The organism is Propionimicrobium sp. PCR01-08-3 (genome assembly GCF_030286045.1).
Classification (GTDB): domain Bacteria; phylum Actinomycetota; class Actinomycetes; order Propionibacteriales; family Propionibacteriaceae; genus Brooklawnia.
In genome coordinates this window covers 3093909-3109227 of the sequence record NZ_CP127390.1, presented here as the reverse complement: position 1 = coordinate 3109227, position 15319 = coordinate 3093909, and the positions used below count along the sequence as shown (strand labels likewise).

At 64.6% G+C, this 15319-nt stretch carries 12 protein-coding genes; 6 read left to right on the top strand and 6 right to left on the bottom strand.

From position 1 onward, the window contains the following. Positions 1 to 152: 152 nt before the first annotated feature. The 4 genes from QQ658_RS14430 to QQ658_RS14415 form a co-directional block, all read right to left on the bottom strand. Positions 153 to 605: a RidA family protein gene (locus QQ658_RS14430; protein WP_286025534.1), complete on the bottom strand. Its 453-nt coding sequence runs from the start codon at positions 603 to 605 to the stop codon at positions 153 to 155. 1 nt (position 606) lies between these two features. Next, positions 607 to 1500: a TIGR01777 family oxidoreductase gene (locus QQ658_RS14425; RefSeq protein ID WP_286025533.1), complete on the bottom strand. Its 894-nt coding sequence runs from the start codon at positions 1498 to 1500 to the stop codon at positions 607 to 609. Between the two features lie 39 nt (positions 1501 to 1539). Next, positions 1540 to 3231, bottom strand: a complete 1692-nt coding sequence (locus tag QQ658_RS14420) for a glutamine--tRNA ligase/YqeY domain fusion protein (RefSeq protein WP_286025532.1) — start codon at positions 3229 to 3231, stop codon at positions 1540 to 1542. Between the two features lie 320 nt (positions 3232 to 3551). Further along, positions 3552 to 3941 (bottom strand): phage holin family protein, encoded by a 390-nt coding sequence (locus QQ658_RS14415; protein ID WP_286025531.1) that lies wholly within the window; start codon positions 3939 to 3941, stop codon positions 3552 to 3554. A gap of 77 nt (positions 3942 to 4018) precedes the next feature. On the opposite strand from QQ658_RS14415, the gene QQ658_RS14410 reads away from it, so the two are divergent. Together QQ658_RS14410 and QQ658_RS14405 are read left to right on the top strand one after the other, a co-directional pair. After that, on the top strand, positions 4019 to 5779 hold the full coding sequence (locus QQ658_RS14410; RefSeq protein WP_286025530.1) for a DUF6479 family protein: 1761 nt from the start codon (positions 4019 to 4021) through the stop codon (positions 5777 to 5779). Positions 5780 to 5884: 105 nt separating this feature from the next. Then, a complete protein-coding gene (locus QQ658_RS14405; protein ID WP_286025529.1) occupies positions 5885 to 7012 on the top strand; it encodes a hypothetical protein in 1128 nt (375 codons plus the stop codon). 3 nt (positions 7013 to 7015) lie between these two features. Here the strand turns inward: QQ658_RS14405 and QQ658_RS14400 are convergent, their stop codons facing one another. Next, positions 7016 to 8779 (bottom strand): DEAD/DEAH box helicase, encoded by a 1764-nt coding sequence (locus QQ658_RS14400; RefSeq protein WP_286025528.1) that lies wholly within the window; start codon positions 8777 to 8779, stop codon positions 7016 to 7018. A 776-nt stretch (positions 8780 to 9555) separates the two neighbouring features. Here QQ658_RS14400 and QQ658_RS14395 point away from each other — a divergent pair. The 4 genes from QQ658_RS14395 (at position 9556) to QQ658_RS14380 (ending at position 12701) form a co-directional block, all read left to right on the top strand. Beyond that, entirely contained in the window at positions 9556 to 10443 is an 888-nt protein-coding gene (locus QQ658_RS14395) for a transporter substrate-binding domain-containing protein (protein ID WP_286025527.1), read from the top strand. Between the two features lie 39 nt (positions 10444 to 10482). Then, positions 10483 to 11127: an amino acid ABC transporter permease gene (locus QQ658_RS14390; protein WP_286025526.1), complete on the top strand. Its 645-nt coding sequence runs from the start codon at positions 10483 to 10485 to the stop codon at positions 11125 to 11127. Next, positions 11117 to 11827 (top strand): amino acid ABC transporter permease, encoded by a 711-nt coding sequence (locus QQ658_RS14385; RefSeq protein ID WP_286025525.1) that lies wholly within the window; start codon positions 11117 to 11119, stop codon positions 11825 to 11827. Before QQ658_RS14390 ends, QQ658_RS14385 begins: the two co-directional genes overlap by 11 nt. 118 nt (positions 11828 to 11945) lie before the next feature. Beyond that, on the top strand, positions 11946 to 12701 hold the full coding sequence (locus QQ658_RS14380) for an amino acid ABC transporter ATP-binding protein (RefSeq protein WP_286025524.1): 756 nt from the start codon (positions 11946 to 11948) through the stop codon (positions 12699 to 12701). Positions 12702 to 12845: 144 nt separating this feature from the next. Here QQ658_RS14380 and QQ658_RS14375 read toward each other — a convergent pair whose 3' ends face one another. Next, positions 12846 to 14891 carry a Na+/H+ antiporter gene (locus QQ658_RS14375; RefSeq protein WP_286025523.1) on the bottom strand — a complete coding sequence of 682 codons (2046 nt, stop codon included), beginning with the start codon at positions 14889 to 14891 and terminating at the stop codon, positions 12846 to 12848. Between the last annotated feature and the right edge of the window lie 428 nt (positions 14892 to 15319).

Sequence of the window (15319 nt, the reverse complement as noted above, 5' to 3'; positions counted from 1 at the left end):
CAAGCCCGCAAGCCGTAACTCGCACCACCACCGCAAGTTGTGAACTTACGGTGAGAGCGGGGCCGTCCTTTGGTCCCGCAGGCCGGTAGTGCTAGTTTACCAGATTAGGAACGGTCCGCCCTTCCCCAGTTGCATCTCGGCTAGTCAGCCGATCAGAACCAAGCCGGGTCTTCGGCTTCTCCGCGTCCGAGCCAGGCAGCGTCCGAGGCATCGATCACGGCCGCCACGGCCGAGATTTCGACCAGGGCGCCCTTGCGGGCCAGTTGCTCGACGATCGAGACATTGATCACCGGGAGTGATTTCAAGTCGAGGTACCCGGACGCAGCCCGCTGGCACAATGCCAGATCGACACCGTCAACGGTGGTGATGGTGAGGCTGACGAGGTCGGCAGCCCTTGCCCCGACTGCTTCGAGACAGGCCAGCACGTTCTTCATCGCCTGAGAGGTCTGGGCCGCCTCATCGCCCAGCCCGATCCACGCGCCGGTGGCGTCGATCGCGTTCTGGCCACCGATATAAAGCATGGACGCGCCCGCCGGCACCAAGCTGGCCTGCGAATAGTAGGGAGAGCGTTCGCAGGCTTCGGGATTGATGCGCTGCACGGCCATCTCAGTCCTCCTCCGCCACCAGCCAGGTGACCAGGTCGTCGAGGGTGCTCTGCTTGAACGTGAACCCACTCTCCAAGAGCACCTTGGGAATCTCATTCTGGCTCGACAGAATGTCGCCGGCCAAACCGCCCATGGCCGCCCGCAAGGCTGTTTCGGGTAGCCGGAGCTTGGCCGGGCGTCCCAGGCCGTCGGCGATCGCCCTGATCAGGGCACCATTCGTGGTGGTCGCCGGGGACGCCAGGTTCACCGGGCCCGCGATCTCGTGCTCGATCAACCAGGCCAGTGCCCGCACCTCGTCGCGCAGGCTGATCCACGGCCAGATCTGCTCGCCCGATCCGAGCGGCCCGGCGACCCCGGCGCGCAGCATCGGCATCAGCGGCCCGAGCGCACCACCATGATTGGCCATCACCAATCCGGTCCGGGCCAGCACCACACGGTTTCCCGCCTCTTGAGCCGGTGAGGTCACCGACTCCCATTCCTGCACGAGCTCTGCCAAGAACCCGGTTCCGGGTTCGCTTTGCTCAGTCAACGGTTCGCGTCCGCGATCACCGTAGATCCCGACCGCGGAGGCGTTGATCAGCGTGACCTCGGGCCCGAGCTCGACGACGGTCCGGGTCAGCGTGTGCGTGGCCTCCAGTCGGCTCGAGACGAGTTCCTTGCGGTAGTGATCGGTCCACCGTTTTCCGATCGGGGCGCCGGAGAGGTTCACGACCGCGTTCACCTTGGCGCAGGCCGCCAGATGGATCTCATCGCGGGCCGGGTCCCAGCCCACCTCGTCGGGTTGGACGGCCGCCCTGCGCACCAGCCGCAGCACATCGTGACCGTCTGATTGCAGCAGCGCCACCAGCGCGCTGCCGATGAGCCCGGACGCCCCACTCACTGCAATCGTCGCCATGCCTCGATCGTAGGCGTCGCGCCGGGTCGGCGCAGCAGATCAGCCCTTGCGCTTTTGGATGGCCGCCCACTCGTCGCGGAGCCCCACGGTGCGGTGGAAATGCATCGGGCGGTCGGGGTCGGCGGCGAAATATCCCAGCCGCTCGAACTGCACGACTTCGCCGGGCCCAGTCTCGGTCAGCGCCTGCTCGACCTGGCAGTTCTCGAGCAGCTCCCGAGAGCTGGGGTTCAGGTCATCGAGCGGTTCGCCGGTCGTCTCTCCGGGGTTGGCGGCGCTGAACAGTCGGTCGTAGAGCGCCACCGTGGCCGCCACCGCGTGCGGACGCGAAACCCAGTGGATGGTCGACTTGACCTTGCGTCCATCAGGGGAATTACCGCCCTTGGAGGCTGGGTCATAGGTCGCCAGCACCTCGGTCACATTGCCCTGGTCGTCTTTCACCAGGTCGGTGGCGGTGACGAAATAGGCTCCCCGAAGCCTGACCTCGCGTCCGAGTGAGAGGCGGTAGAACTTGGGCGGCGGCACCTCGGCGAAATCGTCCTGCTCGATGAACAGCTCGCCGGTGAACGCGACCTTGCGGGTGCCGTCGTCCGGATTCTCGGGGTTGTTCATCACGTCGAAGTACTCGATCTGGCCTTCGGGCCAGTTCGTGATGGTCAGCTTGATCGGACGCAGCACCGCCATCCGGCGCTGGGCGACCTTGTTGAGGTCACGGCGCACATAGCTCTCGAGCTCCTCGATGGCATGCCGGGCGTTGGTCTTCGAGACCCCCATGTCGCGGCAGAACGCGACGATCGACCGGGCCGGATAGCCGCGCTTGCGCAGCCCGGCCAGAGTCGGCATGCGCGGATCGTCCCAACCTTCGACGGTGCCGTCAGCCACCAGTTTGGCCAGCCGGCGCTTCGAGGTCACCGTGTTGGTCAACTCGAGACGAGCGAACTCGATCTGTTTCGGCTTGTCATAGGGCAACGGCAGGTGACTCAGGCACCAATCGTAGAGGGGCCGGTGGCTGACGAACTCCAGCGTGCACAGCGAGTGCGTGACGCCCTCCAGGGCGTCCGATTGGCCGTGCGCCCAGTCGTAGGTCGGATAGATCACCCAGGCGTCCTGGGTGCGGTGATGATGGCCCCGGCGGATGCGGTACAGCACCGGGTCGCGCAGCTGCATGTTCTCGTGGTTCATGTCGATCTTGGCGCGCAACACCATCGTGCCGTCGGCGAACTCACCGGCCCGCATCCGGCGGAAGCGGTCGAGGCTCTGGTCGGCCGGACGATCGCGGAACGGCGATTCGATTCCGGGGTTGCCGTAGCCGCCACGCTGCGCCGAGATGGTCTCGCCGTCCTGCTCGTCCACGTAGGCCAGGTGTTCGCCGATCAGGTATTCGGCCCATTCGTAGAGCTTGTCGAAGTAGTCGGACGCATAGAACACATTCGCCGGGGTGAATCCCAGCCACTTCAGGTCGGCGATGATCGAATCGACGAACTCCGTGTCCTCGGTTTCGGGGTTGGTGTCGTCGAACCGCAGATTGCAGATGCCGCCGTTGTTCTGCGCCGAGTCGAAGTCGACGGTGATGGCCTTGGCGTGCCCGATGTGCAGCCAGCCGTTGGGTTCGGGTGGGAAGCGAGTCTGGACGCGTCCGGCATAGGTGCCCTGCTGGTTGTCGGCGCGGATGATGTCGCCGATGAAATCGGTGCTGCCCTGGGTGGACGGGGCTGAAGGTGCGGACTCGCTCATAGAGCAGAATCCTATCGTGGCCGCCGCGAGACGCGGTTGCGGACGTCCCAGCCCCGCTCCACCCGGCCAGCGGCAGATTCGACCTGGCCGCCCAACGTGACAGCTCACCGGCGCGGCAATCGCTCGCCTTCCTGCACAACGCTCACCGTGATTCGCAGCGCCTACCCAAACCTAGTTCGCTCGCGTTGCAACGGCGGCGAACTAGGTTTGACTAGGCGATATGCAGGCCGACGAGGCTCTGGAGGTTACGGTGGGCGGCTGAAAGCTAACGCGAGCATTCAAAGCCACGACGAGTGCTCAAGGGCTCCTGACCCCAACTGCTACTGGGAGCTCTTGTCGTTGGCGCCGGTCACACCATTGATCAACCCGCTGACGACGCTGATGATGATCGAGCCGATCAGCGCCGTACCCCAGCCGTCCACCGCGAACCCGATACCCAGCTGGGCGCAGATCCACGAACTGAGGATCAGCATCGCGGCATTCACGACCAGCAGGAAGAGCCCGAGTGTCAGCAGGATGAGGCATCCGCTCAGCGCTTGGGCGAGTGGCTTGACGATCGTATTGACCAGGCCGATGATCGCTGCGATCAGAATGAAGGTGCCGATCGCCGCCGCCTGGCTGCCCTGGGTTTGGACGGAGATTCCGGGCAATAGCAGGCTCGCAACCCACACGGCGATTGCTGTCGCGATGGTCCGCAAAATGAGGTTCACGTTTCAATTTTGTCCGGCGCGGCCAGAAGACCTAAGCCCTGCTGCGTTAGATTCAGGGACGAAGCAGGGAGGTTTTTATGGACGAGCGACCGCAGTCCCCTGGATCCGAGTCACCAGAGGACCGGGGTGGCCAGGAGCCGGGATACTCGGCAGACGATCCGGGCCCTGACACGCAGGCGTCCGAGGGGTGGAGCACTCAGGGTGCCGGCCAATCGGGGCCTGACTTCGCGGCTCCTGCCGGATATACCCCGATGCAGGGGTGGCAGCCCAGCTACGCCAATCCCAGCTACGATCGTCCGGCCTATGACCAGCCCAACTATGACCTGGAGTCTCGCCCTGGCGATGCCGGCGCTACCGACCAGCCGAATGCGGCCGCCCCACAGTCCGGCGAACCTGAACGTCTCGGCAACCTCGCGGACGTACCCCAGCAGACTCAACAGCAGCCCGCTGCGGCCAAGTTCCCTGCGGCAGGAGGATCGTCGGCGGAGCAACAATCCTCCGACACCTCGCATCAGCCCGGCCAAGGTGAGCCATCCACCGATGATGGACGCTACCGCCCCATCGGTCAGGCCCAGCCTTCATCGGGCCCCGGTCCGGCGTCCCAGTTTCCGGGAGCCGGGCAGCAGTACGCGTCACCCGCGCGGGTACCTCGTCCCACCGGCCAGCAGCCGGCGCCCGGCCAGGCATCCCGTCCGGACGGAACGCAATATTCGCAGCCACCATCGGGCGCGGGGCAGCGCCCGCCGTCGGGACCTGTGCCGCCCGGCAACCGACAGCCCGCAGGCGGGCCGGCAAATGGCAGCCAGAAGGTGGGGATCGCACCTGTCATCGGTGCGATCGCCATCGGCGTGGTGCTTGCCCTGGTCGTGTGGCTCGTGGCGCACCACGACCCTGAACCCGAGCCCGGTCCCGGACCGAGCGCGCAGACAACCGAGACCGACGAGCCCACCGATGAACCCACCGAGACCGAAGAGCCTGCGATCGCGAACCAGAAAAGTGACCGCACCACGCCCTGGCAGGTCACCCGCACCGAACCACGCACCGGCGTGGCACCCACCGCGCAGCTGGGCGAAGAGACCGAATACGTCGATCCCGACGGCATCGGCCTGGTCACCGTGATGGATGCCCAATGGGTCGATCCCGGCGGGCGTTCGATGCCGGACGGCTACGCGAGCCTCGCCGTCCAGGTGCGTTTCGAGGCCGTTCAAGGTGAGATCAGATACAGCCCGACCGGTTGCTATGCGACCGATTCCGATGGCGGACGCTACACCTTCGGCTACAACTCCCGGATCGAAGGTGACCACCCACAGTTCGATATCGGCACCGTACCCGAGGGCTACATGATGACGGGCTGGGTGATCTTCGAGGCGCCCACGAACGCGGATATGACGTTCGTTTTCGAGAGCTTCAGCGAACAGGCCGTCCGAGTGGACCTGCCCGGTGACGGACCGGTCGATCCCGTTACCCCGCCGATCGCCGTGAACAAGACTTTCGATGTCGACGATTACGGCGCCACGGGCACCCTGGCGGTCGAGGGAGCCGCCTGGTTCAGCGATCAGGGCACCTCCATGCTCGGCATCAAGGTGCGCGTATCAGCCAGTGCCGACCAGCTCTTCCTGTGCGACTCCGACTTCATTGCCCGCGACGAGAACGGAGTCGAGAACGAATACGAGCTGATCAGTGACGAGCCGGTCTATCGTCCGAACATCGACTGCACGTCGATCGTCGAAGGCGATCAGATGTCCGGCTGGGTCTACTTCGAGTTGTCCCAGCAGCCGATCACGATCGTCTACGACAACGGCTACGGCGAACGAACAGAGATCGAGATTCCCAACTGACCGATTCGACTCGGGCCGCCTCGGGCACGTCCTCAGGCTTTACACAAGATCATCCAACTAGGATGGCTAGGGCGTGAGGGTCCTTAGGGGCATCGGGAGGATTCTGTGAGTAAAGATCCGGTTGAGCCGACCGTCGACGATTCGGCTCGTTACGACACCACCAAGCACCCCGCCGTGCCCTCGTCCGGCCCCCCGGACACCGGGTCAGGCGATCCGGCCCATTTCGCAGCGGTAACCGGCACCCCCGATACCGGCTCGGGTGATCCCGGCCACTTCGCGTCGATAGCCGGCACCGCCGATGCCGCCTCGGATGATCAGGCCCGCTTCGCGTCACCTGATTTCAGCCATGGAACGCACACTGAGGTTTTCACAACTCAGCAATTCGACCTTGAGTCGGTCAATGTCGATACCGCGACCGACGAGCAGTCGTCCGATGAGCCGCCGGCGGATGACCGGGCAGCTGAACCCGATCCTTCGAAATCGGAGACCGACACCGGGGCGCTCGGCGGGCCGGACGAGACGTCTGCAGATAAGGACATCGCCCCGCCTGCGCCCGACGCGGGCAAGCAGAGCCAACAGCGTCCAGAAACCGCGACTTCGGACGGACGTCCGCCGTCCTTGGGTGTCACGATCGGATTGTTGGTGACCTTGTTGGTCTCGTCGCTGGTGATGCTGGTCGCCGGGTTGTCGCTTTTCGCGAGACTGGACGCCGCCTCCGCCGTCACCTGGACCTCCATCGCGATCGGCGGCAGCCTGCTGATCTGGCACCTATGGGCGCTGATCTCGGGTAGCGGACGCAAGACGGCGATGATCAGCCGCTGGCCCTGGATCGATCTCGTGGTGATCGCCGCATTCGGCGTGGCTACCGGATTCGCCTTGTTCGACACGCTCACCGGCGTGCGCAGTGCGCCAAGAATCGCGATGCTCGCTGCCGGGCTGGTCGGATTGATCGCCGCGCTGGTGGCGTTCGTCCGAGACACCGATCTGCGCGATCGCGGGTTGCTCACCGTGTCGCGGCCCAAGCCCGCGGCACCACCTGCTCCCCAGCCCGAAACCGAACCGGAGCCCGACGAGGTCTTCTTCGACCCGACCGGGGAATCGGACGAGTTGCGTCCGCGGGGCACTTGGCCGCAACCCAGGCGGGGCACGGCCGCAGATGCGTCCTTGTGGGACGAGCCCGAGTTCGAGGAGCCCGAGCCTCCGCGCAGGGCCGCCCGGCGCGCCGCCGAATAGGGCTCAGGCGCGGCCCAACCACTTCTTGATGGTGCGGATCCTCGAATCGATCTGCGCCGAGGTCGCCTGGCCGAGCGGAGGACCACCGCATTCGCGGCGCAACCCGGCGTGCACGTGGGAGTGCGGGGTGCCCTTCACTCGGGCGTACTGGGCGACCAGCGAGTTCAGTTCCTTGCGCTTGTCGGCCATCTGTCGGTGCAATGACTGCTCGGGCGGCACCTTCTGTTTGCGCTCGGTCCGCTCGTGGCGCGCGACCTGGCGGCGCTGCCGCTCCTGGAGCAGATGGGTCACCTGTTCGGGCTCCAGCAGTCCGGGCAGGCCCAGGTAGTCGGCCTCGTCATCGCTTGTCGGGGCCGCATACATGCCGTACGCCTGGGAGTCGAAGAGCACGTGGTCGAACTGGGCTTCGGAGCTGACGGCCTGGTATTCGTCGAGCAGATCGTCCGAGGCCTTCTCGTGGGCGTTGGCCTGCTCCATCAAGGCCTCGGTCTCGGCCCAGATGTCGACTGCCTCGTCCTTACGTTTCGGACGCCCCAGCACGTGATCGCGTTGCCGTTCGATGGAGGCCGCGTGTGCCAAGATGATCGGCACGGTCGGCAAGAAAATGGTGGCCAGTTCGCCACGCCGGCGGGCGCGGACGAATCGTCCGACCGCCTGGGCGAAGAACAGCGGCGTCGAGGTCGACGTCGCGTAAACCCCGACGGCCAGCCGGGGCACGTCGACGCCTTCGGAGACCATCCGCACGGCCACCATCCAGCGCGATTCGTCGCCCGAGAACTGCTCGATTTTGCCGGACGACTTGGCGTCGTCCGAGAGCACCACGGTCGGTTTCACACCGCAGATCTGTTCCAGAACCGACGCATAAGCCCTTGCCGTGCGCTGGCTGGAGGCAATCACCAGACCGCCCGCGTCCGGGATATGTCTTCTCACCTCAGTGAGCCTGCGATCGGCCGCCCGCAACACCGAGCCGACCCATTCGCCCGCGGGGTCGAGGGCCGTGCGCCAGGCCTGCGAGGTGAGATCCTTGGTCATCACCTCGCCGAGGTTGGCCGCGATTTCGTCGCCGCTGGAGGTGCGCCAGCGCATCGGACCGCCGTAGTTCATGAACACCACCGGACGCACCACATGATCGCGCAGCGCCTCGGCGTAACCGTAGGTGAAGTCGGCGTGGCTGATCAGCGAGCCGTCCGGCTGCTCGTCATAGCGGACGAACGGGATGGGCGTCTCGTCGCTGCGGAACGGGGTACCCGTCAGCGCCAGCCTGCGGGTCGCTTGGCCGAAGGCGTCCATCACGGCATCGCCCCAGCTGCGCGAATCTCCCGCGTGATGGATCTCGTCGAAGATGACCAGGGTGGGAGTCGCCAAGGTGACGGCCTCGTAGTGCCAGGCCCGCACCGAGACGCCCGCGTAGGTGACGGCGACTCCGTCGAACTCGCGGGAGCGTCCGCGCCGGTTGCCGGTGCCCGACGGATCGAGTTGAATGCCCACCTTGGCTGCCGCGTCCGCCCACTGGGTTTTCAGGTGCTCGGTGGGCACCACCACGATCACCCGGGAGACCGTGTGATTGTTCAACAGCTCGGCCGCGACGCGCAGCGCGAAGGTCGTCTTGCCTGCGCCCGGCGTTGCGACCGCCAAGAAGTCACGAGGTGCGCGATCCCGGTAGATCTGCAGGGCCTCGGCCTGCCAGGCGCGCAGCCGGGCCGAGGTGCCCCAGGGCGCACGCCTGGGGAAGGCCGGCGACAGCCTGTCGAATGCCGCCTCGCTCATGGACGCGCCGCCCAGTGCCGAGTCACTGAGGGCCGAGTCACTGAGGAACGCATGGTGAGCGATCCGGAGGTGAGGTTCGAGAGCGACATAGGTCCTTGACCTTAGTCCAGATTCGGCGGCGAGCGGGAGCAGAAAAGACGCGTGTTGCCGCAATGCCGGAGCATGCCCGCGGAACGGTAGGTCCCCGCCCACGATCCGGCCCCGGTCAGGATCACCTCGCATCTGACGTATATCTTTGAGCCATGACACTTATGCACGCCACCGCTACCGGAGCCTTTCTGCCCTCGGTCGGCCGCGCCATGTGTCAGCTCAACTCGATGATCTCGTGTTGTTGTCGCTGAATCTCCGAGCCCCGCTTCCCTAGGCAGTAGTCCGCTCGGTCCCTACCCAGGTACCTCCCATCACCTCGGTATCGGTGCGTCCTCGCCCGTGGCGCGAATCCTGCTGCAGCCGAGATGACCACGGACGTCCGCTCCCTCTCGCTGATCGAATCCCGGTAACAGGTCTGGGCTGATCATCGTGACACCGCCCGAGTCTCAACCGGGGATGCACGGCAGGCGGCAAACCACCCGAACCGCTGCCGGAGCCTCAGCAGGGAACCAAGAGCAGGCCCGGTCGGAGACACCGGCACATCTCATCCACAACTGAATCACGAGCGGCCAGAATCGGCGCCACCTGGTGGTGCTTTAGGGGCCGCAACCCGCAATCATCACTCTGACGCCGGCGAGCACTCAACGACTCGTCCATGACAATCAGCATCACAGAACAGGAAAACCATGTCCCACAAGCGCAATCACCTACGAACTGCGGCAGCCTTCGCGTCCTCACTGGTACTCGCCTTCGGGCTGGCCGCCTGCGGCTCGCCGGACGACATTCCCGCGGACGACAGCCCGGCCGCAAGCGAGTCATCGGTCGGCAGCAGGACTCCCGAAGAGATTCAGGCCGCAGGTTCCATCCGGCTCGGCGTGTTCAGCGACAAGTCCCCGTTCGGCTACGTGGACTCGCAGGGCGACTACGCCGGATACGACATCTACTATGGCGAGCGGATCGCCGAGGACCTGGGCGTCGACGTCGAATGGGTGCCCGTCGAAGCGGCCTCCCGCGTCGAGTTCCTGGAGACCGGCAAGGTCGACGTCATCCTCGCGAACTTCACCGTCACGCCCGAGCGGGCCGAAAAGGTCGACTTCGCCAACCCCTACATGAAGGTCTCCCTCGGCGCGGTGAGCGCAGCTGACTCCCCCGTCAGCGACGACCAGCTCGCCGACTCCAAGATCCTCGTGGTCAAGGGCACCACCGCCGACACCTGGGTGGACGAGAACCTGCCCGACGCCGACGTGCAGGAGTACGAGCAGTACTCCCAGCTGACCAATGCGCTGGCCGATGGACGCGGCGATGTCTGGATCACCGACAACACCGAGGCGCTGGCCTACAGCGCCCAGAACACCGACTTCGTGACCTCGATCACCAGCTTCGGCTCGCAGGACACCATCGCTCCGGCAGTGCAGAAGGGCAACACGGAGCTCGCGACCTGGCTGAACGACGAGCAGGTCACCTTGGCCGAGGAGGACTTCTTCCACGCCGACTTCGAGGAGACCCTCAAGCCCGTTTACGGCGACGTGATCAGCCCCGACGAGCTGGTTGTCGAGGGCGGCAAGGTCGACTGACGCATCGGCTCGCAGAGCGGATTCATGAATCTTGATTTCATGCGGGACTCGATCCCGCTCTATGTGGATGCGGGGATTCTCACGCTGAAAATCGGCGTGGTGGGAATCGTGCTCGCATTGCTGACCGGGCTGGTGTGCGCGATCGTCCAGCAATTACGGATTCCGGTATTGCGCCAGATCTTCGGTTTCTACATCGAACTGTCCCGCAACACTCCGCTGATCGTCCAGCTGGTCTTCTTGTATTACGGCCTGCCCAAGGCCGGGCTCACCCTTTCGTCCGAGATGTGCGCGATGGTCGGCCTGGCATTCTTGGGCGGGTCCTACATGGCCGAGGCCTATCGCTCCGGCTTCGAATCGATCGAACCCATTCAGGCCGACTCGGCCCGGGCGCTCGGCATGAAACCGGTACAGGTGATGGGCAAGGTGCTGCTTCCTCAAGCATTCGCGGTAGCCGTGCCCGCACTGACAGCGAATGTCATCTTCTTGATCAAAGAGGTCTCGGTGGTCTCGGTGATCGCGCTACCCGATCTGGTCTTCGTGGCCAAAGATCAGATCGGCAGCGATTACAACACCCAAGAGTCGCTGCTGCTGCTCGTCAGCGCCTATCTGGTGATCTTGCTGCCGATCTCACTCGTGGCCCGCGCGCTGGAGAGGAGGGTCCGCTTTGCCACCTATGGAGATTGATTTCTCACAGGGCTTTCAGCTGCTCTTCCAAGGACGCAATTTCGCCCGAATGATGCTCGGGCTGTGGGTTTCGGTGCGCATCGCGCTGGTCGCGATGATCTTGTCCATCGTGTTGGGAACCCTCGTCGGTATCGCCATGAGATCGACGAGATCCTGGCTGCGCGCCATCATGCGGGTCTATCTCGAATTCATCCGCATCATGCCGCCACTGGTCCTGCTCTTCCTGGTCTATTTCGACCTGACCAGGCTGTCGGATCTGAATCCGGCGCTGCCCAATATCAACCTGTCGGGCGAGACCGCCGCCATCATCGTCTTCACCTTGTGGGGCACCGCCGAGATGGGCGACCTGGTGCGCGGCTCGATCGGTTCGGTTCCGAGGCATCAATACGAGTCGGCCCGGGCGCTCGGCATGTCAGGCGGCGAGGTCTACCGCTATGTGGTGATTCCGCAAGCGGTGCGCAGGCTCGTCCCCCTGACGGTGAATCTGACCACCCGCATGATCAAGACCACCTCGCTGGTCAGCCTGATCGGCGTGGTCGAGATCTTGAAGGTCGCCGAGCAGATCATCGACGCGAGCCGCTTCGAGTTTCCGGACGCCTCGCTCGGCATCTACGGCATCGTCTTCGTCATCTACTTCATCGTCTGTTACATCATCTCCAGCTACGCGCGGCATCTGGAACGAAAGTGGGCACTCGCATGAGATCGGCAGACCTCACGCGGCCCACCACGTCTGCCGAGCAGGAACCCGCCGCCTTCGAGCGTGGGCTGCACGTGCGGAACGGCCATCTCGCGAGCCTCGAAGCAAGGAAGGTAATGCAGTGACTCAGAACGTCCTTGAACTCGACGAGGTCACCAAGATCTATCCCGGGCCGGTGCAGGCCCTCACCAAGATCAGCCTGCAGGTCGCGCGCTCCGAGGTGCTGGTCATCATCGGGCCGTCGGGCTGCGGCAAGTCGACACTGCTGCGCACCATCAACGGTCTGGAGCCGATTCAGGGCGGCTCGATCACGTTCAACGATCAGGTCATCACCGATCGCAAGGTGAAATGGGAGCCGGTTCGCGAACGCATCGGCATGGTCTTCCAGTCGTACGAACTCTTCCCCCATCTCACCGTGCTCGACAACCTGCTGCTCGGGCCGAAGGTCGTCCAAAAGGCCAAGAAGGACGAGATGACCGCCCGTGCGCACGCTTTGCTGAAACGCGTCGGTTTGGACGACCGCGCCGACTCGTATCCCCGGCAGTTGTCGGGCGGGCAGAAGCAGCGCATCGCCATCGTCCGGGCGTTGATGATGCAGCCCGAGGTACTGCTGCTCGACGAGATCACCGCGTCGCTCGACCCGGAGATGGTGCGCGAGGTGCTCGACGTCGTCCTCGAATTGGCCGGTGACGGCATGACGATGCTGATCGTCACCCACGAGATGGCTTTCGCTCAGGCCATCGCCGACCGGGTGATCTTCATGGAGGCCGGCCAGATCGTCGAGGAAGGCGAACCGAAGTCGTTCTTCGCTCACCCGCAGACCGAGCGGGCCCGGCAGTTCTTGACCACCTTCGTCTTCGAGACGCCCGGCACATAGGCCTGACGCCGCTCACCACCACAGCTGCGCCCGGCATCGACTCCCGCGCCCGAGATACCTGGCGCGGGAGCAGATTTCGGGCGCGAACGGCAAACCTCGCCATGCCAGAACCGATCCGATGCCCGGCCAGGTTCGCTGGCGGGCTCAGTGCCGGGTCTCGGCGGTGTTCAGTTGCATCAGGTAGACGCTGTCGCGCAGCTTGGTGGCCTGCGCCCTGGAGAGCGTGCCATCCTCGTAGAGGTCCTGAATAAAGCTGAGTTCGAGGCGGAAGCCCTCCTCCTCGATGGTCCTGACCGACTCCCACAACTGGGCCCGGTCGCCGGTCGGGCGGCCCTGGGCGTCCCCGGCCATCTGGCGCTGCCTGCGGTACATCCGCAACAGCACCTCGTGGTCGGTCTTCAATCTGGACGCGGCCTCGGCCCGCTCGTCGTTGCTGTGTTCGAGCACCCCACCGAGGTACTGCACAGCGCGCACCTCGAGCAGAATCTGGGCGTCCCTGGTCTTGCCTGAGCGCCGGGCGCTTTCCCGCAGCTCGGCCGGACGCTGGGAACGGCCCATCCATTGCTGTGCCTGGGTGCGCATCAGCGAGGTGAAAATACCCCGCCGCTTCCCGGTGGTGACCACCGCAAGGTTGCGGCGCAGAATGGACGCGCAGATGCGCGCCGTCTCCGGGTCGACGGCACCGGATTCCTTCGCCTCGTCGAGGTAGAGCTCCTGGTCGGCGATGACCTCGGTACGCAACTGCTGCAGCAGCGCGGTCTGTTCGTCCTCTTCGGTGAGCTCACGGACCTGCAGCCGGTATTCGTTGACGACAATGGAGACGGGCACTGCGGTGGCGGCCGTCGACTGCTCCCGCAAGGCCCGCACGACCTTGTTCAGAATCTCGACGTGGACTTTCGCCAGCTGCTTCTCTTCGTCCGAAGTGTCGGCCTTGGGTGCCAGCACCGGCACCACGAAGTTAGCGAGCAGCAAGGTCAACAAGATCACCCCGGACGCCAAGAAGATCAACTCGTCGCGTTGGGCGAAAAGGTCCCCGCTGGCAAGCGTGTACGGCAAGGTGAATGCGATCGACAGCGTGACCGCACCCTTGGGGCCGGCGAATGTGGTGACCGCCACGTCGCGCAGCAGCTGCCGGCCACCGGGTCGGGGCGTGCCGAGCTTGTCCTGCATTCGCCGCCGGTGCAGCATTTCCATCCCGAACAACCAGATAAAGCGCAGGGCCGTCGAAATGAATGTCACCACGAAAATCAGTCCGACAAGGCTGATCGGATTGGTGGCGTCCTCCCAGGAGTGCTCGAACGCGTACGGCAGTTGCATGCCCAAGAGCACGAAGACGACGCCGTTGATGACGAAGGTCAGCACCTCCCACACGCTGGACGACACCAGTTTCACTCTGGCCTGGTAGCTCGACCGCAGTTGCGGGAAGAGGGTCATCACCAGGCCGGCGGCCACCACCCCGAGGATTCCGGAGGCGTGCAGTTCTTCGGTTATCAAGAAGATGATGAACGGTGTCACCACTTCGAAAAGCACGTGAAACACCGTGCTTTCAAGACCGATCGCCCGCACCGAGCGCAGGATCACGACGGCGAGAAAACCGAGCAGCGCCCCGGTCGCCAGGCCTCCGAAGAAGGAGATCGCGAAGGACACTCCGGCCTCGGCGAGGCTGAAAGCGCCGGTGACCAGCGCGGCCACCGCGAACTGGAAGGAGACGATGCCCGAGGCATCGTTGATCAATGCTTCTCCCGACAGCAACGACTTCTGTCTGGTGTTGAGTTGCAGGCTGCGCGATAGCGCGGTGACGGCCGCCGCATCGGTGGGCCCCAGCATGGCGCCGAGCGCGAACGTACCCGCCAGCGGAATCGTCGGCGCCAGCCAATGCAGGCTGAATCCGACGACCAGGGCCGAGATGATCACCAAACCGATGGCCAGCGACAGGATGCTCCCGATGTTGCGGACGAACATCTGCTTGTTGATCTTGCGGGATTCGTCGAAGAGCAATGGCGCGATGAACAGCACCAGGAACAGTTCGGGGCTGGTGGATATGTGCAGAGGCTCACCGACGACCACGGACAACAGCGCGCCGATCAAGATCTGCACCAGCGGCAGCGCCAGCCGGGTGAGCAGCTGGTCGAGCACTGCCGACACCAGGACGACGGTCAGTACCAGAAGGATCAGGTCGAATGTCTCCATGCGCGGCTACCTTCGGCCGCTCGGTGCAGGGCCCGGACCGGACGAGATGGCCCATGTGACGAACGAACGCGCACCTGGCAGATCGGGACGGCAGCGCTCGGGTGACGGGCTGCGAGCATCGGCGGCAGTATCGCGGGCATTCATCGACGGGGCCTGAGATCCTGGGCGAAAACGCTGCGGTAGTTGGTCGTCATCGGAATCCGCCCTTCTTCAGGTTTCCCGAATCCGCCACTTTTACTCGCACTGGCGCCCATCGCCGGATTCTTCTTGGAGACCCTCCTATTTTTCCACGGGTCAACCCATGACCGCGACGGTTTCCATATGCGTTGCCGTGAACTCGCCGGCTCCCGAACAGCATGGGCAACGGTGATCGGCATCGGGTCGAGATCTCATACTCAGTTGTCTACTCCATCAGTCTGGTCCGGGAT